16 protein-coding genes are annotated in these 13,413 nt (G+C 68.9%); 9 read left to right on the forward strand and 7 right to left on the reverse strand.

The genetic code is table 11. From position 1 onward, the window contains the following. Nucleotides 1-87 precede the first annotated feature (87 nt). Nucleotides 88-669: a mechanosensitive ion channel family protein gene (locus tag ABB28_RS15120; protein WP_057687206.1), complete on the reverse strand. Its 582-nt coding sequence runs from the start codon at nucleotides 667-669 to the stop codon at nucleotides 88-90. A gap of 36 nt (nucleotides 670-705) precedes the next feature. Continuing rightward, on the reverse strand, nucleotides 706-894 hold the full coding sequence (locus ABB28_RS15125; RefSeq protein WP_057687207.1) for a hypothetical protein: 189 nt from the start codon (nucleotides 892-894) through the stop codon (nucleotides 706-708). A 126-nt stretch (nucleotides 895-1,020) separates the two neighbouring features. On the opposite strand from ABB28_RS15125, the gene ABB28_RS15130 reads away from it, so the two are divergent. The 3 genes from ABB28_RS15130 to ABB28_RS15140 are packed head-to-tail and all read left to right on the forward strand — an operon-like array spanning nucleotide 1,021 to nucleotide 3,067. After that, on the forward strand, nucleotides 1,021-1,596 hold the full coding sequence (locus tag ABB28_RS15130; protein ID WP_057687208.1) for an RNA polymerase sigma factor: 576 nt from the start codon (nucleotides 1,021-1,023) through the stop codon (nucleotides 1,594-1,596). Further along, on the forward strand, nucleotides 1,593-2,150 hold the full coding sequence (locus tag ABB28_RS15135; protein ID WP_057687209.1) for a hypothetical protein: 558 nt from the start codon (nucleotides 1,593-1,595) through the stop codon (nucleotides 2,148-2,150). Before ABB28_RS15130 ends, ABB28_RS15135 begins: the two co-directional genes overlap by 4 nt. Before the next feature lie 20 nt (nucleotides 2,151-2,170). Beyond that, entirely contained in the window at nucleotides 2,171-3,067 is an 897-nt protein-coding gene (locus ABB28_RS15140; RefSeq protein ID WP_425479560.1) for a DUF4097 family beta strand repeat-containing protein, read from the forward strand. 63 nt (nucleotides 3,068-3,130) lie between these two features. On the opposite strand, the gene ABB28_RS15145 is transcribed toward ABB28_RS15140, so the two are convergent. From ABB28_RS15145 to ABB28_RS15155, 3 genes are all read right to left on the reverse strand, one after another. Continuing rightward, on the reverse strand, nucleotides 3,131-3,310 hold the full coding sequence (locus ABB28_RS15145) for a hypothetical protein (protein WP_057687210.1): 180 nt from the start codon (nucleotides 3,308-3,310) through the stop codon (nucleotides 3,131-3,133). 11 nt (nucleotides 3,311-3,321) lie between these two features. After that, nucleotides 3,322-3,615: a YkgJ family cysteine cluster protein gene (locus tag ABB28_RS15150; protein WP_083492053.1), complete on the reverse strand. Its 294-nt coding sequence runs from the start codon at nucleotides 3,613-3,615 to the stop codon at nucleotides 3,322-3,324. 244 nt (nucleotides 3,616-3,859) lie between these two features. Beyond that, the gene (locus ABB28_RS15155) at nucleotides 3,860-5,221 is read right to left on the reverse strand and encodes an Hsp70 family protein (RefSeq protein WP_057687211.1); all 1,362 of its coding nucleotides are present in this window, start codon (nucleotides 5,219-5,221) and stop codon (nucleotides 3,860-3,862) included. Nucleotides 5,222-5,344: 123 nt separating this feature from the next. On the opposite strand from ABB28_RS15155, the gene ABB28_RS15160 reads away from it, so the two are divergent. Continuing rightward, nucleotides 5,345-5,680 carry a zinc ribbon domain-containing protein YjdM gene (locus ABB28_RS15160; RefSeq protein WP_057687212.1) on the forward strand — a complete coding sequence of 112 codons (336 nt, stop codon included), beginning with the start codon at nucleotides 5,345-5,347 and terminating at the stop codon, nucleotides 5,678-5,680. 4 nt (nucleotides 5,681-5,684) lie between these two features. On the opposite strand, the gene ABB28_RS15165 is transcribed toward ABB28_RS15160, so the two are convergent. Continuing rightward, entirely contained in the window at nucleotides 5,685-6,845 is a 1,161-nt protein-coding gene (locus tag ABB28_RS15165; RefSeq protein WP_057687219.1) for a tetratricopeptide repeat protein, read from the reverse strand. Between the two features lie 231 nt (nucleotides 6,846-7,076). Here ABB28_RS15165 and ABB28_RS15170 point away from each other — a divergent pair, with 231 nt between their 5' ends. From ABB28_RS15170 to ABB28_RS15180, 4 genes are all read left to right on the forward strand, one after another. Then, the gene (locus tag ABB28_RS15170) at nucleotides 7,077-7,679 is read left to right on the forward strand and encodes an HD domain-containing protein (protein ID WP_057687220.1); all 603 of its coding nucleotides are present in this window, start codon (nucleotides 7,077-7,079) and stop codon (nucleotides 7,677-7,679) included. Between the two features lie 43 nt (nucleotides 7,680-7,722). Further along, nucleotides 7,723-7,893, forward strand: coding sequence for an oxidoreductase-like domain-containing protein (locus ABB28_RS17815; RefSeq protein WP_083492052.1), 171 nt, complete (start codon nucleotides 7,723-7,725; stop codon nucleotides 7,891-7,893). Further along, nucleotides 7,890-8,507, forward strand: a complete 618-nt coding sequence (locus ABB28_RS15175; protein WP_057687213.1) for a DUF998 domain-containing protein — start codon at nucleotides 7,890-7,892, stop codon at nucleotides 8,505-8,507. The genes ABB28_RS17815 and ABB28_RS15175 overlap by 4 nt, the downstream gene beginning before the upstream one ends. A gap of 80 nt (nucleotides 8,508-8,587) precedes the next feature. Further along, nucleotides 8,588-9,913: a virulence factor family protein gene (locus tag ABB28_RS15180; RefSeq protein WP_057687214.1), complete on the forward strand. Its 1,326-nt coding sequence runs from the start codon at nucleotides 8,588-8,590 to the stop codon at nucleotides 9,911-9,913. Here ABB28_RS15180 and mprF read toward each other — a convergent pair. Next, entirely contained in the window at nucleotides 9,910-12,468 is a 2,559-nt protein-coding gene (gene mprF / locus ABB28_RS15185) for a bifunctional lysylphosphatidylglycerol flippase/synthetase MprF (RefSeq protein ID WP_057687215.1), read from the reverse strand. The genes ABB28_RS15180 and mprF overlap by 4 nt on opposite strands. 183 nt (nucleotides 12,469-12,651) lie before the next feature. Here mprF and ABB28_RS15190 point away from each other — a divergent pair, with 183 nt between their 5' ends. Beyond that, on the forward strand, nucleotides 12,652-12,999 hold the full coding sequence (locus tag ABB28_RS15190) for a RidA family protein (protein WP_057687216.1): 348 nt from the start codon (nucleotides 12,652-12,654) through the stop codon (nucleotides 12,997-12,999). The last annotated feature ends 414 nt before the right edge of the window (nucleotides 13,000-13,413 follow it).

The following is a 13,413-nucleotide window of genomic DNA, read 5'->3' on the forward strand; positions in this document are numbered from 1 at the left end:
CCGTCCCCCGCCCAGCCCCATCGCCCGGCCCACTTCCCGCTGCGGCTTTCAGCCACCCGCGAGGGGGTCTCACCCGTTCGCCAACCCTCAACCGTCGCCCTGTATCCCACCCGGCGCCGTCGACGGATCCCGCCACCGCCGCACGGTGCGCTGGAAAAACAGATTGTTCGGCAACTGCAGCACCGTCCCTTCGTGTCCCTCACCGGTTTCCTGCAGCGTGGTGTAGATCAGGTTCACATCGATCACCCGACCCTTCAGCCCCGGCTTCTCGCCGTTCTCCAGCACTTCGATGTAATCGTGCAGGCGGAACGGCCGCGTGGTGAAGATCAGCAGCGTGCAGAAGATGTTCGACAGCACGCTCCAGGCCGCGAAGAACGCCACCGCGCCCACCGCCGCAAAGCCGGTGAACGCCGTCCACAGCACCGCGCCCGACGTGCCGAGGATGTGCAGGATCACCAGCAGCGCAGCGAAGTAGATGACGAAGGTGGTGATCCGGCGCGCGCCCATCACCATTTCAGGGGGAAGCGTGTAGTGCGCGGCGAAGCGGCGGATCAGCCGGCGCACGACCAGCTTCACCAGCCAGGCGGCCAGCAGGGTGGCCAGCACCAGCAGGGCGGTCTCGGCTTGTTCCAGCCAGGCATGGGCCCACGGCGGCAGGTACTTTTCCATCAAACAGACATCCGGTAACGCAGGGGGAGGTCGATGTTACCTGCGCCCGGTGCGGGGATCGACCATCGTCATCGCATCAGGCAGCCCCATGCAGGCCGCCACGGCGCCCTGCTGCAGCAGGCAGGCGCGGTTGCCGTGCAGGCGCACCTGCAGCTGCAGGGGATTGCCCTGCAGCAGGCCGCAGACGAGGATGGCGAGCAGGCCGCTGGCGGCGGGGGTGGACATGGGGCTTCTCCGTGGCCGGGTGGCCGCTGGGTACCTGGCTTGGATGCACGCGGTTGCCGGAAGGTTTAAAGGCAATCGACGGTCAACCGCTTTAAACCTTTTCTGCAGGCGCCGCATCCAAGGGTCATGCTCGACACGCTCACGCCAGCACTGGACACCCCCCTGCCTGCCCATGACGAGCCGGAGATGGTGCGTGCTGCGGCCGCGGGCGACGTCGCGGCCTACGAGCAGCTGTACCGGCGGCATGCGCCGCGCCTGTTCGCGGTGGTGTGGCGGTTGTGCGGCGGCCAGCAGGCACGTGCCGAAGATGCGCTGCAGGAAGCGTTTTTGCAGGCATGGAAAGCGCTGCCGGCGTTCCGGATGGACAGCAGCGTTGCCACCTGGCTGCATCGACTTGCGGTCAACGCCGCATTGATGGAGCTGCGCGCGCGCGGAAACCAGGCCCACGACAGCCTGGACGATGCGGACCTGGATCTGCCGGAAATGCAGGTACATGACCGCTGCGCCGGGACCGAACGCGACCTGGAGCGGGTGCTGGCCACGCTGCCGCCGCGCGCCCGCGCGGTGCTGGTGCTGCACGACATCGAAGGCTGGAAACACAGTGAGATCGCCGAACAGCTGCAGATGGCGGTCGGCAGTTCGAAGGCACAGTTGCATCGAGCACGCGGCCTGTTGCGCGCGCGCCTGGGAGACATGACATGAACCACGAAACCCCCCGCAGGACCGACGACACCGACGACACCGACGACGCGCTGCAGCAGCGCCTGCGCGCGCTGCCAAGGGAGCTGGCGCCGCCAAGTGATGGCTGGATACGGTTGCAGGCTGCGCTGCCGCCGCGGCCGCCGATCGTGGCCACGCCGCCGCGCACGCTGGCCCACGGCCGCTCCGCGCGCCGCCGCCTGCGCTGGGCATTGCCGGCCGGCGCGGCATTGGCCGCGAGCATTGCCTTGTACTGGGTGGTGCCGCTGACGATGCAGCTGCCATCGCAGGCGCCGGCTGCGCCCAGCGTGCTGCAGCAGCAGGCCAGCGCGATGAGCGCCGACTACCAGCAGGCCATCGCGGCGCTGCCGCGGGTCGATGCGCCGGAGTGGCGCCCGGCGCTGCGCGAGCTGGACGACAGTGCCGACCAGATCCATGCCGCGCTGGCGCAGAGCCCGCGTTCGCGCCACCTGCTTGAACAGCTGCAGCGCACTTACGCGCTGCGGCTTGAACTGACCCGGCAGGCGGCGACGTCCGCTACCGGCCTGCCCAGCTGATCCGATCCACCAGGAGAACCATGACCATGAACGTTTGTTTCCCGCGCCGCGCGCTGCCGTTCGCCGCCCTGGCGTTGCTGTCCCTGCCGGCGTGGGCGGACACCCGCGTCGATGAGCGCCACGCCATCGCCAGTGGTGGACGGGTCGAATTGAGTAATGTCGCCGGCAAGGTGGTGGTACGCGGCTGGGACCGCAACGAGGTGCAGCTCACCGGCACGCTCCCCGACGGACTGACCCTGAAGCAGGAAAAAAGCGCGAACCGGGTGCGCTGGGAAGTGCAGTACCCACGGCGCAACAACAGCGGCGGCGCCACCCTGGAACTGCGCGTGCCACGTGCGGTGGAGCTGCAGCTGGGTACGGTGAGCGCCGACCTGGACATCAGCGCGATCGACGTCAAGCGCCTGCAGGCGAACACGGTCAGCGGGGATCTGCGCGCCGCCGGTCGCAGCGGCGAGAGCACGCTCAACACCGTCAGCGGTGATGTCGATGCGCAGTTGCAGACCACGCGGATCGACGCGCGCACGGTGAGTGGCAGCATCCGGGCCGGTGGTGGGCTGTCCGGCGAAATCGGCGCCACCTCGGTGTCCGGCCGGGTTGGCGTGGAGGCCGGCCGCACGCAGCGCATGGTGGTGGAAACCGTATCGGGGACGGTGGAGCTGTCCGCGGCGGCATTGGCGCCGGGCGGGCGGATCAGCGTGGAATCGGTCAGTGCGCCGATCTCGCTGCACCTGCCGCGCAACGTTTCCGCGCAGCTGTCGGTCAACAGTTTCAGCGGTTCCATCCAGAGTGACGCGGGCAAGGTGGAACGGCCGCGCTACGGTCCTGGCAGCTCGCTGGATACCCGGTTGGGCAATGGCGATGGGGACATCAGCCTGGAATCGCATTCCGGTGGCGTGCGGGTCCGGCTGGATCGCTGACCCGTTGGCAGGGGCCAGGCTTGGCCGGCCGCGGCGGTGATGCCGCCGCGGTCGCCGACGCGGTCAGCTGGCTTTCTTCAGCGACCAGGTGTTGCCGAGGACTTCGATCTTGCCGCCGGCCTTGCGGAACGCGGCCAGGTCGGCGGCGATGCTGTTGCTGCTGGGCGTGGACGATGAACCGGCCTTACGCTCGTTGCGGATGGTGTTGCTGGCCTTCGCGGGGGTCTTTGCCTTGCGGGGCATGGGTGCTCCTGTCAGGTGGAAGGGTGGGGAGGGTTCCAGGCAAGGGCCTGGTGCTGATAGTCCTGCCGTTCACGCTGGCAGTCATCGCCGCCCATCTCGAACTGGCGGCAGATGGCGGGACGCTGCGTGTAGATGGAACAACGCAGGTGGTACGGGTCGATGGCTGCGCACCAGCCTTCTTCGTTCTGCGCCATGCGGCGGCCGCCGTGGCCGTCGCTTTCAACGAACCAGATGGGGACGTCATCGCCTGGCATCAACCACACCGGCATCCGGCAGCACACCGCGTCACAGCGACGGCAGTCGATGGAGGCCGGGGGCTGCTCAGTTTGTAAGGCCTCGTGGGCCTTCGTAATGCCCAAAGATGGTCTCGATCGCGGCTCGGAGCGGGTACGTGGTCATGGCAGAGCCAAGGAAAGCATGGCCACAGGGCCCGCAGGCGGGCGGCTGCGCACTGGGACGCGCTGCGCGCGCCACGAAGGCAGCGCGCAAGCTGAAAGCGCAGGTGAATGTCAAGCCGGTCGAGTTTAACGCGGATCGTGCGGAGATATGTTAATGCGAGCCCGCTGCCGCCAGCGCGAGGCCCTGCACGACCCCGAAGGAGGCATCGCCATGGACCTGGCGGGCGGTCGGGAAGGCATCGGCGGCGGCCTGGCGCAGGTAGCCCGCGCGGGACATGCCGCCGGTCATGAACACCGCATCCGGGGCCTGGCCGATGTCCTGGCGGACCTGGTCGAGCAGCTCGCGCAGCTGGCCAAGGTAGCCGTGCGCGGCCTGGCCCAGGCCCTCTGCGGAGGTTTCCACCTGCAGGCCTTTCTCGATGAACGGCAGCGGACTGGCATGCTCGGCGGTTCCGCTGAGACTGATCTTGGCACGCTCCACTTCGCGGTACAGGCGGGCGGTGTTGCCGGTGTCCTGCAGCGCCTGCAGGCGGCTGCCATACGGGTCTTCGACGTGGTCGTAGCTGTGCTGGCGGAAGTCACGCTGGCGGGTCATGTCCTGCACCATCGCCGCTTCCACGTAGTGGTGGGTGGGCACCCGGGTGATGCCGCGGCCGAACAGTGGCATGTAGGCGGCCAGGCTGAGCGCCAGGTCGATATCGGTACCGCCGCGGGCGATGCCCCAGGCGCGGTGGATGCGCGGCGGCTCGCCCCCGCCCACGCGGGCATGGGCGATGTCGGTGGTGCCGCCGCCGATGTCCACGATGATCGCCTCGTGCGGCTGCGCGCTGGTGGCGTGGTAGTGCATCGCCGCCGCAGCGGGCTCTTCCATGAAGGCCACTTCGTCGAAACCGGCGGCCAGCGCGGCTTCGCGCAGGATCGCCAGTGCCTGCTCGTTGCCGGCATCGCCGATCGAGCTGCGGAACTGCACCGGGCGGCCGAGCAGGGCGTCGCGCACCGGTGCGCCCAGCTGGGCGCTGGCGGTCAGCCGGATGTGTTCCAGGATGTGGGTGGCGATGCCGGTGATGGTCTGGCGAGCGCGCGGATGCAGGTTGTAGCCCAGCATCGATTTCGGGCTCTGCACCAGGTTGCCTTCGTTTTCCTCGAAGTAGGCTTCCAGCGCATCATCGCCATACACCGCGTTCTGCAGCAGCTGGCTGGAACTGCGCGGCTCGGCCATGCGCTTTTCCATCCATTGCCGGCGCAGCGACAGCAGCGCTTCGCGGCGCAGCGCTTCCAGCGGACGCGCCTGGCCGTTGGCGCGCGCCTGGGCGGCGGCGGCGTCGATCAGTGCCTGCAGCTCATGTTCCTGCCCCGGTTCCAGCTTGAATTCACCGGGGTCCTGCATGATGCCGGGGAAGTACACCGATGTCCGGAACTGATCGGCATCGCCGAAACGGATCGGCTGTACCTGACCATCGCGGACGATGGCTGCGGCGGAGTTGCTGGTGCCGAAGTCGATGCCCAGGCGCATGGTGGGGTTCCGCTGTTTCGAGGGCCGCGCACTGTAGCGCGCCGGCCGGCCCAGCGGTAGGGCCGGTCCGCAGGGGCGGGCGGTTACAATGGCCGCTGTTGAACTACAACCAGGTTGTCCCCGATGTCCAGCGCCCCCGCCTGCCCGCAATGCACGCTTGAAAACACCTATGCCGATGGCGCCCTGATGATCTGCGCCGACTGCGGCTTCGAGTGGACGGCCGAGGAAGGTGACGGTTCCGGCGTGGTGGTGCGGGACAGCAACGGCAACGTGCTGGCCGCCGGTGACACGGTCACGGTGATCAAGGACCTGAAGGTCAAGGGTTCGTCGATCCCGCTCAAGCAGGGCACGGTGATCCGCAACATCCGCCTGGTGGAAGACGATGCCGAGCACATCGAAGGCAATTCGGACAAGATCAAGGGTCTGGTGCTGAAGACCTGCTTCCTCAAGAAGGCCTGATGGCTCAGCGGCCCAGCCGCGCGCTGGCCTGTTGCCGGCGCCAGCGCTGCAGGCTGTCCAGCTTGTCCTGGTAACGCGATTGCAGGGCCGCACCGCCCAGCGCCTGGGCGCGTGCCAGTTCGCCATCGGCGCGTTCGAGCTGGCCGGCCATCAGGTAGGCACGGGCGAGCGCGAAGTGGAACTGGTGGGCGCTGTCGTACAGGCGCAGCGCACGCCGGTAATAGGTGATGGCCCCGTTGGCATCACCGGCACGCTCGGCCTGGGTGCCCAGCACATATTGGAAGAACGGATCGCTCTGCCGCACGCTGCGCAGGCGGGCCTGCAGGCGTGCCGCCGCCGTGGGCTCACCGAGCCGCAGCAGAAGGTTGCTGGCATTGGCCAGGCTGGCCGGATTGCGTGGTGCGATGCGCAGGGCTTCAGCGTAATGCTGCCGCGCCAGCGCCAGGTTGCCCTGGCGTGTTTCCAGTACCCCGAGGTTGTTCAGCGCAGACGGGAAGTCCGTGGCCTGCTGCAGGGCCGCGGCATACCAGGCACGCGCGCCTGCCACGTCGCCGGCTTCCATCCGTTCGGCACCGCGGTTGTTGTAGAAGTGGGCAAGCGCCCGCGCATCAGTGATCGGCCGCGGGCCGTCGCGGTCGTACAGCACATTGCGGTCCAGGTCGACGGTGCCGCGTCGGCCGTTGAATTCGATGCCCGCGTTGACGTGGCCGACGTTGTAGAGCACACCGGCATCCTGGTACCAGGACACCACCTGGGCCACTTCCTGGACCTGCGCCTGGATGCCGATATGGCGCGCCAGGGTGACGAACAGCAGGGTGAAGGACAGGCAGTTGGCGCGACGATGCTGCCACGTCTCTTCGATGGTGTAGGTCGCCGCGGCGTCGTACTGCAGGTCCATGCCGTCGCGGTCGAAGATCATCTCCGCCAGTCGATGCAACTGCGGTCCGCGGCCGCCGCCGGGATCGATGACGCGGGCCTGCAGCAGCGCGGCCAGTGCCGGCGGGATGGCCAGTACCTCCGCAGGGGAGGGGGGCGGGGCATCCATCGGCGGCGCGCCCTGCGACGCAGCGTCAGGCGCCTGCAGCGATGCCTGCGCCATCACCGGCGCGGCGGCCAGTGCAAGCGTGGCCAACGCCACCAACACGGACAGCAACGGGCGGGTCATCGCCATTCTCCGCGGGCGCGGCATGCGCCACGACCATGAGCATAGCGCCGCGCCTGCCTGCCGCTGCACCGCTGGTCGGATGCCGGCCGGTCATCCACAGCGGGTGTGGACCATGCGCGGAGAAAGCTGTGCATAAGTGGCAGCGGCCCTTTCGTTGCAGGCGCCGTGAACAGGTGGTGAAAGAATGACCAGTGCTTGCGTCGCGGCGGCTCGCTGGCCCATCCTGAGCGCATGGAATTCCAGCCGATCATCCTGCCTGCCGGGCAGTGGGACGCAGTGCAGGACAGCTACGCGACACCGCCGCGTGCCTACCACCACTTCGGCCATGTGCGCGCCTTGCTGCAGCACGCGCAGTGGGTTGCCGCGCAGGCGCCGTGGCAGCAGCCGCGCGAGGTCTATCTGGCGGTGCTGTACCACGATGCGATCTACGAAAGCGGGCGCAAGGACAACGAAGCGCGCTCTGCCGACCTGGCCGGCGAAGCCATCGCGCACTGGTTGCCTGATGCGGGCATCGACGTGGCGCGGGTGCGCGAACTGATCCTGCTGACCGCACGCCACGGCAGCCTGCAACCCGGCGACGTCGACCACGAGGCGGCGCTGTTCCTGGACTGCGACATGGCCATCCTCGGCGCGCCGGAAGCGGTGTTCGATGCCTATGACCGCGGCGTGGCCGAAGAGTACGCCGGCAGCGTGCCGGCGTTCCTGTACCGTGCCGGCCGTCGCCGCTTCCTGCGCAACCTGGCGCGGCAGCCACGCATCTACCTCAGCGATCTGTTCCACCAGCATTTCGACGCACCGGCACGGGCCAACCTGCTGCGGGTGGCCGGGCCCTGACAGCGGCCGCTACACTGGCGGCCTGTCCTGTTGGCCTGATTGCGTGACTGATCCCGATCCCCGTCCGATACCGCCGGAAGCGCCCGGTCCCAACGAATGCTGTGGCAGTGGTTGCCCGCTGTGCGTGCTCGACCTGTACAGCGAAGAGCTGCAACGCTATCGGCAGGCGCTGGCGGCGTGGTTGCTGCGGCATCCGGAGGCGGACGGGCGATGAACCGCGCACGCGGCCTGCGCTGGACCAGTGGCGTTGCGATGGTAGCGTTGCTGCTGTTCCTGGCGACCGCCCTGTGGACCCAGTTCGCACGCGCTGACCTTGACTGGATCACCGCTACCCTGAGCCTGTACTTGCACGGGCCCTGGGGGCTGGCGCTGCGCACGGCTTACTGCCTGCTGGCGGTGGCCATCGTGGTACTCGGGCTGTCGATGTACCGGCACCTGCGCGGTCCGCGCCGCAGTGGCGCCGCAGCACTGCTGTTCGCGTGTGCCGGACTGGGCCTGGCCGGCGTCGCGGTCGGCGACAGCTGGCTGCCCGAGCGGGCCCCGCTTGCGTGGCCGCTGGTGCACGGCCTTTCGGCCATGACCGCCTTCCTGTGCGCCAGCGTGGCGATGCTGCTGCAGTCCTGGTACCTGCGTCGCGAACCCGGCTGGATGCGCGCGGCGACGGTGCTGTGGTGGTGGGCGTGGCTGGCCTTCGTGCTGTTGTGGCTGCACGTGCTGTGGCGGGATCCGCCGCGCGGGGCAGGCCAGAAACTGGTGATCGTGGTGATCGTCGGTTGGCTGCTGTGGCTGGCGTGGTCCGGCTGGCGCCACGCGCGCAACGCGCGCTGATCGCACGCCCGTCCCGGCACACCACCTTGGCAGCTGCCGGGCGTATCGTGGGCGCACATCAAAGGCGAGGGGAGTGCTGCATGCGGTCAGGTGGGAATTACGCGCGGGCGCTGTTGGCGTGGTGTGTGCTGGCGCCCTGCGTGGCCGCCGCACAGCCGGTGCAACCGGCCAGCCATGGCAGGTTCCAGCAGGTACCGGTGCAGCAGCCGCAAGGCCCGGTGCAGCGCGTGGTGGTGTGGTTCCATGCACCTGGCAAGGCCTCAGCGGCGCAGCGCGAACGCGAGGCCCTGCGCGCGGCCGGCGCACTGGTGGTGCCGGTCGATATGGGACAGCTGCAGGACGCCCTGAAGCGCGAAGGCAGTGCTGCCTGCGCGTTCGGTGCAGGCGACGTGGAGAATTTCTCGCGCTGGCTGCAGGCGTGGCTGCACCTGCCGGGCTATCGCCTGCCCTTGCTGGCCGGTGACGGCGACGGCGCCCGGTTCGCCTATGTGCTGGCCGCGCAGGCTGGGGAGGGCGTGTTCGCCGGTGTGTTGACCACCGGCTTCCAGCCGGGCGCGGTCAGCCAGCGCATGGCCTGTGGCGCCGGCATCGTCGATGGCGTGCTGGAACCGGCCGCCCTGGCCGTGCCGTGGCTGGCGGCCGACAGCGGTGCGCAGGCGCGTGCCTTCCAGCAGACAATCGCTTCAGCACGCAGCTTCCGCCGTACCGCTGGCGGCGATGCGCTGCCTGGCCTGCTGGCTGCGGCGCGGGTGCTGGGCGAAGCCCCCGGCGTCAACGTGGCACCCGCCCCGAAGGACCTCGGTGGCCTGCCCGTGGTCGAGGTGCCGTCGAGCGTCGCCGGAGACACCGTTGCGATCTTCGTGTCCGGCGATGGCGGCTGGGCGGGGCTGGACAAGGACGTTGCCGCGGCGTTGGCCGCGCAGGGCGTGTCGGTGGTCGGAGTGGACTCGCTGCGGTATTTCTGGAGCGCGCGTACGCCGGCCGGCTTTGCCGCCGACCTGACCCGCATCGCCGACTACTACCGCCAGCGCTGGCAGCGTCCGAAGCTGCTGCTGATCGGCTTTTCCCAAGGTGCCGACGTACTGCCAGCCAGCATCAACCAGCTGGCACCGGCGCTGCGATCGCAGGTGGAACTGATCGCGCTGCTGTCGGTGGGGCGCACCGCCGATTTCGAATTCCATGTCAGCAACTGGTTGGGCAGCAACGATGACGGCCTGCCGATCGCGCCGCAGATCGCGCGCCTGCCTGCCGACAGGACCCTGTGTGTTTACGGGCAGAAAGACGCCGACGCCCTGTGCCCGGAGCTGCCGCCGGGCGTGCGCGTGCTGCAGTTGCCGGGTGACCACCATTTCAACGGTGACCACGACCGCCTTGCGCGGGAGATCCTCAACGCTGCTGCCCGCTAGTGGCGCGGCTCGAGTGAAATCAGGCGGGTGGCATCGAGCAACGCGGCCGGCAGGTGCACGCCACCGGGCGCGGCGAGGTAGCGCGGCCGCCACTGCGGGGCGAATTTGGATTTGAAGCGGCGCAGGCCGCTGAAGCCATAGAAGCGCTCGCCATGGCGTGCCACCAGCGAGGCCACGCGTGACCAGCGGCTGGCCAGGCGATGGCTGGCCAGCCCGGACAGCGGCGCCATGCCCAGCGAGAACCGGGTATCGCCGCGCTCGCGTCCCCACAGGAACAGCTCGATGAACAGGAAGTCCATCGTGCCCTTCGGCGCATCGGGCAGGTGTCGCATCAGGTCGACCGACAGCTCATGGCCCGCCGGTGCGTGCCACAGGTTGGCGAAGGCCACGATGCGGCCTTCCACTTCCACCAGCGCCACCGGGAAACGTGCCAGGTAGGCTGGATCGAAGCTGCCCAGCGAGAAGCCTTTCTCCTCGCCGGCCTTGTCGTCCAGCCAGGCGCTGGAAACCGCTGACAGTTCCGGGATCAGTGCCGGTACCTCGTCGGCTGCCGCCACGCTGAAGTGCAGTCCGCTGCGTTTGCCGCGGTTCCAGGCTTGCCGCAGGTCGGCGCGGTCGCGCCCTTCCAGGGTGAACTCCTGCAGCGGCACCATCGCCTCTTCGCCGAGTTTGACCAGGCCCAGTCCCAGTTCCAGATAGGTCTGCCAGTAGGCTTCGCCCACCTGGTAGAACACCGGCCGCAGGCCAAGGCGGTCCGCTTCTTCGCGGAAGCGCCAGATCAGGGTGCGGGCTACGTCCGGCGGCCCGACCGGGTCGCCCATCGCGATCAGCGAACCGCCATGCCGCTGCATCATGACAAAGCCCAGCCCGGCCTCGTCGCGCAGCACCGCCTTGTCGGCGGTGAGCACCAGGCAGGCCTGGGTATCGCGCGCGGCCGCCAACACCGGCGCCAGGGCCTGCAGGGTGGCTTCGTCGGCCACCGGCAGCGGTCCGCGGGTGCTGTGCAGCAGCCGGCCGATGCCGAAGACCGCCACCGCCATCGCCACCACCAGCAGCGCGCGCAACGCACGCGGTGCGTTGCCGGACAGCGCGAACTGCCACCACAGCTCGTTCTGGTATTCCACATGGCTGTAGACGAAGAACAGCAGCCACACCACCGCCACCAGCACCAGCCCGAGGTTGCGCAGCCACGGCCACGACCACGCCTGGTCCAGCAGCGCGCCTTCGCGGTAGAACTCGCGCCGTGCCGTCCACAGCGCCACGGCGACCAGCAGCGCGGCGACCGCGATCAGTACCTGCCCGCCGCGCAGCCAGATCGGCAGTGGTGCGGCCAGGCAGATCACCAGCGCCAGCACCCACGCGGCGTGGCTGCGGCGCGACAGTCCCTGGCCGATCAGCAGCAGCACCACGCCGGCCAGGCTGCCGAGCAGGTGCGAGGTTTCCAGCAATGGCAGCGAGGCGGTGTGCAGGTGCCGGTGCGGTGCCGGCAGTGTGCCGTCCACGATCAGCGCGGCGCCGACACTGAACACCGCCAGCGCGACGATGTGCGGCAGCCACGGGCGCAGTGCTTTCCAACCGGCGCGGGTGGCACCGGCACTGGCACGCAGCGGACGACGCAGTGCCGGTGCGGTGGCCAGCAGCGTGGCCAGCAGCAACGGCAGCACGTAGTAGGTGACGCGGTAGACCAGCGCGGCGGCCAGCACCGCCCCGGGCGCGACCTGCGGCAGCAGCTTGAGCAGGCTCCATTCGAACACGCCCAATCCGGCGGGCACGGTAGAGACCAGCCCGGCCAGCACCGCCACCAGGTACATGCCGACGAAACCGGGCAGGCCGGTAGGCGTGGAATCGGGCAGCAGCACGTACAGCGCGGCGGCGGCCAGCACCAGTTCGACCACGCTGAGCGCGGTCACCGCCAGCATGGTGCGGCGGTCGGGCAACCACAGCGCATGGCCGAAGAACGAGAACGTGCGCCCTTGGCGGCCTACCGCGGCGATGGCCGCCGCATAGCCCAGCAACAGCGCTGCACCACCAGCCTGCAGCACCCCGGTACGCAGCGGCAGGGCCAGTGCGGCGGCGGCCGGTTCCAGGCACAGCGCGGCGCCCAGCAGCACCCAGGCACCGAACACGAAGCCGAGCGTGCTCATCAGCACCACCTGGCCGATCTGCGCCAGGTCCAGCCCGGCGCTGCGATAGCCGCGCAGTCGTACTGCGCCGCCGGTCAGTGCGGCAAAGCCCACCGTCTGCCCCAGCGCATGCGCCAGGAAGGCGGTGATGCCGATCCGCGCCGGATGCACGCGCACGCCACTGCGGCGCAGGCCGATGGCATCAAAGCCCACCAGGCAGGCATAGCTGGCCAGGGCCAGCAACACGGCCAGCAGCAACTGTCCCGTGCCCAGGTCGCGGAACGCCTGGCGCACCGCGCGGTAGCCATGTTCGTCGAAGGCGCCGGCCAGTCCGTGCAGCGCCAGTGCCAGCACCAGCAGTGGAAACACCAGGGTCAGCAGCCGCTTGATGCGTTGGCGGGCAGGGGAGGCGGGAAGGGCGGATTCGGTCATGGAAGGAAAGTGGACCCGCACGGGCGATGGGCGCGTCAACAGCGCGAAGCTGCGCATCGTGCGCCCGTGCCGGAGGTTTGGCTAGAGGTGGGCGGTTGCGCTGTTGCAGTGCCGTTGGCCGTCACCACAAGCCGGCCGCGGTGGGCCAGAATGGGGTCTGTCCACAGAAAGAGGAGCACGCCCGTGTTGGAGCGTTTCGATGTTGGTCCGCGCATGTCCGAGATGACTGTCCACAACAAGGTTGCCTACCTGTCAGGGCAGATTCCGGAGGACACCAGCCAGGACATCACCGGGCAGACCCGCCAGGTGCTGGAGGAGATCGACAAGCTGCTGGTGCAGGTGGCCAGCGATAAACAGCACGTGCTGCGGGCGGAGATCTTCCTGGCCGACATGGCCGATTTCGATGGGATGAACGCGGCGTGGGACGAATGGGTGGTGCCGGGCATGACGCCGGCGCGTGCGACGGTGGAAGCCAAGCTGGCGCATGCAGAGTGGAAGGTCGAGATCGTGGTGACCGCCGCGGTGCCGTGATGCTGCAGGGGTGATGATGCCGGGCCTGCGGCCCGGCGGCCTGCTTGTTCAAGCAGGAGCAACGTCAACGTCAACGTCAACGTCAAAAGCGGCAGGGCTGTTGGGCTGGCGGGGCGGGGTGGGGTTGCGGGGCACGCGCAAGTACGTCCATGTAGCTCTTCGCGGCTCCTGCCGCTCAAGGCCCCGCATAGCCTCCCCGCCCGGCCCATGACAGGTTCCGGTGGCTGCCACCCGCGTAGAAAAAGAATGAAAAGCGGTAGCGCCGACCCATGGTCGGCGGAATCCATCAGACCCCATTCCCCCAACATCCGCCGACCATGGGTCGGCGCTACCAGGCCGCCATGAACCCGTCGAAGGTGGGGCTGTCCCTTACAAACCTCTGACGATGCAGCAACGACAGTCCAGATGAATCCC

It is taken from the genome of Stenotrophomonas chelatiphaga (genome assembly GCF_001431535.1).
GTDB lineage: Bacteria > Pseudomonadota > Gammaproteobacteria > Xanthomonadales > Xanthomonadaceae > Stenotrophomonas > Stenotrophomonas chelatiphaga.

What these genes read in the sequence shown, in the direction of transcription:
- ABB28_RS15160 (WP_057687212.1), top strand. Translation starts at nt 5,345, where the DNA reads ATGTCCAGCGCCCCCGCCTGCCCGCAATGCACGCTTGAAAACACCTAT.
- ABB28_RS15120 (WP_057687206.1), bottom strand. Translation starts at nt 669, where the DNA reads ATGGAAAAGTACCTGCCGCCGTGGGCCCATGCCTGGCTGGAACAAGCC.
- ABB28_RS15175 (WP_057687213.1), top strand. Translation starts at nt 7,890, where the DNA reads ATGAACCGCGCACGCGGCCTGCGCTGGACCAGTGGCGTTGCGATGGTA.
- ABB28_RS15140 (WP_425479560.1), top strand. Translation starts at nt 2,171, where the DNA reads ATGACCATGAACGTTTGTTTCCCGCGCCGCGCGCTGCCGTTCGCCGCC.
- ABB28_RS15135 (WP_057687209.1), top strand. Translation starts at nt 1,593, where the DNA reads ATGAACCACGAAACCCCCCGCAGGACCGACGACACCGACGACACCGAC.
- ABB28_RS15165 (WP_057687219.1), bottom strand. Translation starts at nt 6,845, where the DNA reads ATGACCCGCCCGTTGCTGTCCGTGTTGGTGGCGTTGGCCACGCTTGCA.
- ABB28_RS15125 (WP_057687207.1), bottom strand. Translation starts at nt 894, where the DNA reads ATGTCCACCCCCGCCGCCAGCGGCCTGCTCGCCATCCTCGTCTGCGGC.
- ABB28_RS15155 (WP_057687211.1), bottom strand. Translation starts at nt 5,221, where the DNA reads ATGCGCCTGGGCATCGACTTCGGCACCAGCAACTCCGCCGCAGCCATC.
- ABB28_RS15130 (WP_057687208.1), top strand. Translation starts at nt 1,021, where the DNA reads ATGCTCGACACGCTCACGCCAGCACTGGACACCCCCCTGCCTGCCCAT.
- ABB28_RS15170 (WP_057687220.1), top strand. Translation starts at nt 7,077, where the DNA reads ATGGAATTCCAGCCGATCATCCTGCCTGCCGGGCAGTGGGACGCAGTG.
- mprF (WP_057687215.1), bottom strand. Translation starts at nt 12,468, where the DNA reads ATGACCGAATCCGCCCTTCCCGCCTCCCCTGCCCGCCAACGCATCAAG.
- ABB28_RS15180 (WP_057687214.1), top strand. Translation starts at nt 8,588, where the DNA reads ATGCGGTCAGGTGGGAATTACGCGCGGGCGCTGTTGGCGTGGTGTGTG.
- ABB28_RS15145 (WP_057687210.1), bottom strand. Translation starts at nt 3,310, where the DNA reads ATGCCCCGCAAGGCAAAGACCCCCGCGAAGGCCAGCAACACCATCCGC.